5 protein-coding genes are annotated in these 5,417 nt (G+C 37.0%); 2 read left to right on the top strand and 3 right to left on the bottom strand.

Features of this window, described 5'->3' with window-relative positions; all coding sequences use genetic code 11:
- Positions 1 to 197 precede the first annotated feature (197 nt).
- Positions 198 to 1,088, top strand: coding sequence for a hypothetical protein (locus tag DM84_RS04675; RefSeq protein ID WP_250778714.1), 891 nt, complete (start codon positions 198 to 200; stop codon positions 1,086 to 1,088).
- A 65-nt stretch (positions 1,089 to 1,153) separates the two neighbouring features.
- Here the strand turns inward: DM84_RS04675 and prfB are convergent.
- Positions 1,154 to 2,258 (bottom strand): peptide chain release factor 2 gene (gene prfB / locus DM84_RS04670; RefSeq protein WP_250778712.1). Its coding sequence is split into 2 segments (ribosomal slippage): positions 1,154 to 2,182 and positions 2,184 to 2,258, totalling 1,104 coding nucleotides; the frame shifts between segments, so codons are not numbered across the junction.
- Between the two features lie 154 nt (positions 2,259 to 2,412).
- Here prfB and mgtE point away from each other — a divergent pair.
- Entirely contained in the window at positions 2,413 to 3,783 is a 1,371-nt protein-coding gene (gene mgtE / locus DM84_RS04665; protein WP_250778710.1) for a magnesium transporter, read from the top strand.
- Here the strand turns inward: mgtE and DM84_RS04660 are convergent.
- Positions 3,780 to 4,778 carry a pyruvate dehydrogenase complex E1 component subunit beta gene (locus tag DM84_RS04660; protein ID WP_250778709.1) on the bottom strand — a complete coding sequence of 333 codons (999 nt, stop codon included), beginning with the start codon at positions 4,776 to 4,778 and terminating at the stop codon, positions 3,780 to 3,782. The two genes, mgtE and DM84_RS04660, sit on opposite strands and share 4 nt — an antisense overlap.
- A 76-nt stretch (positions 4,779 to 4,854) precedes the next feature.
- On the bottom strand, positions 4,855 to 5,417 hold a 563-nt coding region (locus DM84_RS04655), incomplete at its 5' end, for an ankyrin repeat domain-containing protein (RefSeq protein WP_250778708.1).

The following is a 5,417-nucleotide window of genomic DNA, read 5'->3' as shown; positions in this document are numbered from 1 at the left end:
GTTCTCTTGTCATTTTAACCTGTACAGATTGGGAAGTTAAACAAATAGCTTCACTGCTATGATAAGGATAACGGCGAAGGTTGTCAAGTAGTTTTTTTGTTCCGTAATAACGAAAAATACAGAAGTAAAAATTTTATGTTGATTTTACTATATTCATTATTAGTATAATTGGCATAATCATAAGTATGGTAAAGCCAATGAAAGTTAATTTATCTAAAAAAAATAGTGAGAGAGTCTTATCAAGTACAAAATGGGTTGCCAATGCTGGCCAAAACTATCTCGCATCGCTAAGTAGTAGCGCCAAACCAACTAGTACCTGGAAAAAGCTAGTCAACGCTCTTTTACTTGTTCCAATTATCGTGCCCACTGCTGCAACAATAGCATCAATTGTGTGTGTCTACCTTTTTTTGAATGCTGTTAGTGCTCACAAGAACGATTCTAAACTATCCAAAATACTAAAGTTTACAGCTAGAATCCTCATCTATATTGTTGCTGCTATAATTTTAATCCCGTGTATTATATCAAATCTAATGACTTCACTGATACCTGCGCTTATTTTTTATTACATCAATAGAGATTTCTTCAATCAAAAAGATACAAGTATAGAAGTAAATGAAGTCAAAGTGAGAAGTGAAGAAAAGTACAAAAAACGCATAAAAGAAGAAGCTGATAAATTGGAGCAACAGGATGATACAGATCAGGATCAGTCAGATATAGAAGTAATATCCCGAGTAATGAAAGATAAACAAGCTATAGATCGGATTGTTGTGGCAAGGATTGCAGATGGCGATATCAAAGATGGCAAAGGAATGATACGAACAACTGCAAATGACCAAAATGTTACTATAAAGGGAATCATTGCTGGAAATCTTCCTGATGAAACAGAAGGTTTTGCTGCTGGTTTTGGCTTGCAATGTAGTCTTACTGAAGGTGGTGTAGATCTTCAATGTAGTTTTAATGCACGCACTGAAGCTGATAAGAAGCAGGCAATTGAAAGCCTTAAACAAAGTGAGCCAGCACGCAATTTGCTCTCCGACGATGGTGGCATATTGTCTATAGAGCAACACGGTAGCACACAACGGAAATAGGTCATATACAAGCTTGTAGTGATAGTGAGGTTTTATGAACATATCACAATAAAAAATCAATCCACCTAATTTTTATTAGTCAGCACACTAACTATGAAACAGTCTATATTACCATCAAAGACGGAATTTATATTGCCCACCTCATATCCGGTTCTTAAATCCTTCACCATTTGATATGGATGCACAACATATGATCTGATTTGATTACCCCAGCCTATGTCGCATTTCTTGCCGTATTCTTCAGCCATTTCCCGCTCTTTTTTTTCCAGCTCAATTTGGTATAAACGTCCTTTAAGCAATCTCAATGCCTCATGCCTGTTTTGATGCTGGGAACGGCTATTTTGGCATTGAACTATGACACCTGTTGGAATATGCGTAATGCGCACTGCGCTTTCAGTTTTGTTTACATGCTGACCGCCTGCCCCTGAAGCGCGGTAGGTGTCGATCTTTAGATCCTTTTCATCTACAGCAATATCAATTGAATCTTCTATCACCGGTGTCACCCCTACGCTTGCAAAACTGGTATGACGTTTGCTGTTTGCATCAAATGGTGATATTCTGACCAGTCTGTGAATACCACTTTCGCTTTTTGCCCATCCATAAGCTTTTTCTCCAACGATTTTTATCGTTGCAGATTTTATGCCAACCGATTCTCCCTCCAATTTCTCTACAACTTCAACTTTAAAGTTGTGATAAATCTCTGCCCACCTCATATACATACGCATGAGCATTTCAGCCCAATCATTGCTCTCTGTTCCGCCAGCTCCTGAGTGAATTTCCAAGAAACAGTCATTATTATCTGCTTCGCCAGTAAATAAAGATTCTGTTTCCTTGCGCTTGATTAATTTCTCTAGCTTCACTAATTCATTTTCAACTTCAGAGAAAAATTCCTCATCATTCTCATCAATAGCAAATTTCATTAGGCTGATAGCATCGTTGTAATCACTTTCTAACTTTGAAAATGACTCAACATCATTTTTGATTTTAGAACGTTCTTTTAAAATTTCTTGTGCTTTTTGGTTGTCCTGCCATAGATCATCACCTGTAGCCTGAGATTCTAGCTCTGCAAGGCGTGATTTCAATTTTTCTATGTCAAAGACACCTCCTAATGACAGAAATACTCTTACCTAAGCTCTGAAAGTGTTCAAAAATTTCTAAATAAGCTTTCATTATGCTTTAGATTTTAATATATTCACTATCAATAGCAATAACAGTACACAAAACAGAAATTTAACCATATAGTAGTTAATTTAAAACAATCTTATTATACTCTAATGTTTAAAGGGATCAAGCATGTATATGTATTAAGAAGTAAGGTGAAGATATGAATATTGAAGTAAATTCCCACTATGGCTTAGGTAACAAGGCTATTGATGACCTAATCGAGTCACTTGATAATGAGGAGCTAGAAAACGTTCGCAATATCGTAAAAACAATAGATAGCGTTCAGTTAGCCTATTTTTTATCTACTTCAATCAGTGACCACAGGGAAAAATTAGTTAGTATCCTAGATCAACATTTGTTAAGTGATGCCCTAGTGCATGTAGTACCAGATTTACAAGTGGAAATTATAGAAACATTGGGAGTAGAAAATACGGCAAAGTTACTCACTCTTCTTGATGTAGAAGACATAGTAACCATAGTGAAGGACTTGGATAGAAAGTCTATAGAAAACATACTTCACTATTTGCCCGACACAACTCAAAAGTTAGTAGAGGAGTTGTTATCATACCCAGAAGAAAGTGCAGGAAGGTTGATACATAAAAACATGGTTATAGCTCCATATTATTGGACAATAAACCAGCTAACAGAATTCTTGCGCAACTATAGAAAAATACCAGAAACATTCCATCAGATTTTTGTCATCAACTCAAAATTAGAACCTATAGGTAGTGTTAATTTAAACAAGGTAATATCTCATTCGGGAGAAACAACAATAAAAGAGATAATGAGCCAGGAGATAAAGATCATCAAAACTGGAGTGGACCAAGAAGAAGTTGCAAGAATATTTAAAGATTACTCTCTATTATCCGCTCCAGTAGTAAATAAGCGCGGTAAAATCATCGGTGTGATCTTAATCGAAGATGTAATAAAAGTTGTCCAACAAGAAACAGAAGAGGACGTACTAAAAATAAGCGGTGTGTCATCCAAAGCTGATATAAATGCCCCTATACATAAAACTATAATTCAAAGACTACCTTGGTTGTTGTTCAACCTCTTAGCCGCAACGATATGCTCTATAGTAGTTGGCTTTTTCGACAACGTAATAAAGAGTTTTGTAGTACTGCCAATAGTTATGCCAATAATTGCGTCGATGAGCGGAAACGCAGGATCCCAAACAGTAACACTCACCATCAGAGCAATCGCAACAAAACATTTAACTGAGCAAAATGCAAACAGAATACTGATAAAAGAGTTTCTAATAGGTCTTATAAATGGAATAATTCTATCTACTATTTCACTCGTAGTATTAGCAGTGAGATTTCACAGCTTCAAAGTGGAGATCATTTTTGTAGCTTCCATGATTATGATGTCGATCATTGCAACATTTATCGGAACTTTCATTCCTATAATGCTCCATCGTTTAAAATCCGACCCTGCAGTTTCCTCTTCAATTCTAACATCAGCAACAACCGATATTCTTTCAGCTTTTATATTTCTCGGTTTAGCTACGCTCTTCCTGCTAAATAGCTAAGCCTTTCTAAAGCAAACCAGGTGCACAGCTTCAACTATATCTTCCGCTTGCGGTAATGCTTTTTTCTCCAAATTTGCAGCATAGGGTAAAGGAACATCCTTACCTGTTACGCGTACAACTGGAGCATCAAGATAGTCAAATCCCTGCTCCATAACCGTAGCCGAAAGCTCTGCGCCGATTCCTGCAAATGGCCAACCCTCTTCTACGCTGACCAATCTATTAGTTTTCTTGATAGAGTTAATAATAGTTTCAGTATCAAGTGGCCTTAAGGTTCTCAGGTCAATAACTTCAGCTTCTATACCTTTACTAGAGAGTAAATCTGCTGCATTCAAAGCATCCATTAATTGCAGTGAGAAAGCAGTGATAGTCACATCCTTTCCTTCCCGTATAACAGCAGCCTTGCCTATCTCAAGTAAATAGTCTTTATTCGATAGCTCAGAGTCAGGAACTTCGTGCTCATGTCCATAAGCAATCTCGTTTTCTAGAAATATCACTGGATCCGGATCACGAATTGCAGCTTTAAGCAGACCTCTGCAATCGGAGGCAAAATAGGGTGCTATTACTTTTAATCCTGGTACATGCGAATACCAAGATGCAAAGCATTGAGAGTGTTGTGCAGCAACTCTCGCTGCAGCGCCGTTTGGTCCACGAAATACTATAGGGCATCCAAGTTGTCCACCTGACATATAATTTGTTTTTGCTGCAGAATTTACAATCTGATCGATAGCCTGCATAGAAAAATTAAAAGTCATAAACTCAACAATTGGCCTAAGTCCAGCAAATGCTGCTCCAACAGCAAGACCAGCAAATCCATGTTCGGTAATAGGTGTATCAATCACCCTATTCTCTCCAAACTCTTTTAGCAACCCTTTCGTTACTTTATAAGCACCATCATATTCTGCGACTTCTTCCCCCATGATAAACACATCAGGGTTATTTTGCATTTCTTCTCTGATTGCTATGCATAAAGCTTCTCTCACGCTTAAAGTTGCCATTTATAAACTTTTATAGATTAACTAAAGTAACTATATCAAAGTTACCAGGGACTAGTAAAGCAGATATTGCTACAAATTAAACCTCACCAACACCATGTTGTACCAAGCCTTCAATAGCTACTCCTTTCAATTCAGTGGTGGGTTTTGACATTGTGTATGTAATGCCGCTAGCTACCAACGCAGATGTTACAGAAGTTGTAATCATCGATAGAACAAACAATCCTGAAACAATACTAAGGATAGAACCTACCATTGACGTTGTTACAAGGCTTACGTAGGCAATTTTTGATAACGGTGGCTTTTTTTCTACTTTTTTTAATGACACTTCATTTGTTTTGGAATGCTGATTTTTTGTTTCTTTCAATACATTCCTATCTAAGTCTTTTTTACTCTCAGCTTTTTCTTGTAAAAGTTTTATTATCTTATCGTTATGTACGCATTTAGCATAAAATAAAGGAGTACATCCATCTTTATCTTGTACTTCAAGATTTGCCCCTCTTTCCACTAGGCACTTTACTCCCTTTGTACGATTAGAGATAACAGCACAATGTAAAGGAGTAAACCCATCTTTATCTCGTGCTTCAAGGTTTGCCCCATTTTCTAATAAATACTTTATTGACTTTGCACTATTGCGGGCAG

It is taken from the genome of Wolbachia pipientis (assembly GCF_023661085.1).
GTDB lineage: Bacteria > Pseudomonadota > Alphaproteobacteria > Rickettsiales > Anaplasmataceae > Wolbachia.
The sequence above is the reverse complement of the archived record's forward strand: the minus strand, read 5'-3'. Positions and strand labels throughout refer to the sequence as shown.

Bases quoted from the DNA above. Each gene is read 5' to 3' on its own strand.
- DM84_RS04675 (WP_250778714.1), top strand. From the start codon at position 198: ATGAAAGTTAATTTATCTAAAAAAAATAGTGAGAGAGTCTTATCAAGT.
- mgtE (WP_250778710.1), top strand. From the start codon at position 2,413: ATGAATATTGAAGTAAATTCCCACTATGGCTTAGGTAACAAGGCTATT.
- DM84_RS04660 (WP_250778709.1), bottom strand. From the start codon at position 4,778: ATGGCAACTTTAAGCGTGAGAGAAGCTTTATGCATAGCAATCAGAGAA.